The organism is Proteiniphilum sp. UBA1028, from assembly GCF_002316955.1.
Classification (GTDB): Bacteria; Bacteroidota; Bacteroidia; order Bacteroidales; family Dysgonomonadaceae; genus Proteiniphilum.
This window is the reverse complement of record NZ_DCEN01000012.1, coordinates 38,845-40,427: the sequence shown is the minus strand read 5'-3', so window position 1 is coordinate 40,427 and position 1,583 is coordinate 38,845. Positions and strand designations below refer to the sequence as shown.

Sequence of the window (1,583 nt, the reverse complement as noted above, 5' to 3'; positions counted from 1 at the left end):
TCGCCCAATACGATCTCCTCAATGGATACCGTGTCGTTCTCGTTCACGATGGGGATGTAATCGGCCTGCCAGAGACGTTTGATGGTGTTGCGCGTATTTTCGTTGGCCACCGGATTCTCAAAGTCGCGGTAGGTTAGCAATATCTGTGCGATGTTCAGCCCAAAGGTGGAGAAGATGGAATCGTAGAGCTCCATCAGCTTGGTCTGGCCAATGGCCGCCATGGCCTGCTTGGAATCCACATTCCTGTGATAGCCGCTGATCTCCACAAACTGCCGTGCCGTGGCAATCGCTCCCGAGGAGACGATGACCACATCGTACGTTTTTCTCAATTCCACAATTTGCCGTGCCAGGCTTTCAATCACCGCAAAGGAGATGCGGTTGGTACCGGCTGTCAGCGTGGAGGTACCTATTTTGATAATCAGTTTTTTCTTCATTTGTGTGGTGGCCCGAATATTTTGTTTGTTTCAATATATGTCCGGATTGTATCTTCCTATGTCAGGATTGTATCTTCCGCATCTCTTGTAATGCTATTCCCGGATGTGCCCCTCCCCGTAGACAAACCATTTGTTGGTGACCAGCTCCTGTGCTCCCAGGGGGCCACGGAAATGCAGTTTCTGGGTGCTGATGGCGATCTCGGCACCTACACCAAACTGCCCCCCATCCGTAAACCGGGAGGAGGCATTGTGATAGACTGCGGCACAGTCCACCTCCTGCATGAAGCGGCCTGCCTTTGCGGCATCGCGGGTGACAATGACCGCAGAGTGACCTCCCGAGTACCGGTTGATCATTGCTGTCGCTTCGGGTAGATCGTCTACCAGGGTGAGATAAATCTTTGGAGCCAGGTACTCTTCGCATAGGGTGGCCGCATCGTTCTCTTCCCGTACCGTGTTGCATAGGGAGACAACTTCGCGGTTGCCCCATACCTCGATCCCTTTTGCCTGCAGCGCTGTGGCCAGCATGGTAATTTTTTTCCGCAACTCCGGGAGCTGCCGGCTCATTGCCACTTTGTCGATAGCATTGCAGACGCTGATTCGCTTTTTCCCGTTGATCACCAGACGGACTGCCATGTCAAAGTCGGCATCCGCATCAATATAGAGAAAATTATTACCCCTCCCGCTCACAATCACCGGGACGGAGGTGTTCTCCTGCACAAAACGGATCAGCCCCTCTCCTCCACGGGGGATGATCAGATCCACGTTATGGCTGTTCTCGCGAATAAGCTTCCTGGTCTCCTCGCGGGAAACGTGAAGGTATGTGACCCAGGATTTATCTGCCCCGTTCAGGGTAAGTGCCTCCTGCCATAGACGAGTCAGCAGCAGGTTGGTATGTGTTGATTCCTTGCCACCCTTGAGCAGGATACGGTTGCCCGCCTTGAAGGCTGTTGCCGCCGCTTCAATGGTGACGTCGGGACGCGACTCGTAGATGATCAGAATAGTGCCGAACGGAACGGTGCGGTTGGTGATCCGCAATCCATCCTCCCGCACAAACTCATAGATAACCCTTCCCTCCGGATCTGCCTGTGCAGCAACCTCTTCCAGAGATCGGATCATTCCCTCTATTTTATTCTCGTCTACCTTCAGCCG

General features: G+C 53.4%; 1 protein-coding gene and 1 pseudogene. Both read right to left on the bottom strand.

Going from position 1 to position 1,583, the window contains the following annotated elements; all coding sequences use genetic code 11:
• Window positions 1-434: pseudogene (locus tag B3Z75_RS01545) on the bottom strand (glutamate 5-kinase); the annotation flags it as partial.
• A gap of 93 nt (window positions 435-527) precedes the next feature.
• On the bottom strand, window positions 528-1,583 hold a 1,056-nt coding region (locus B3Z75_RS01540; RefSeq protein WP_294067037.1), incomplete at its 5' end, for a glutamate-5-semialdehyde dehydrogenase.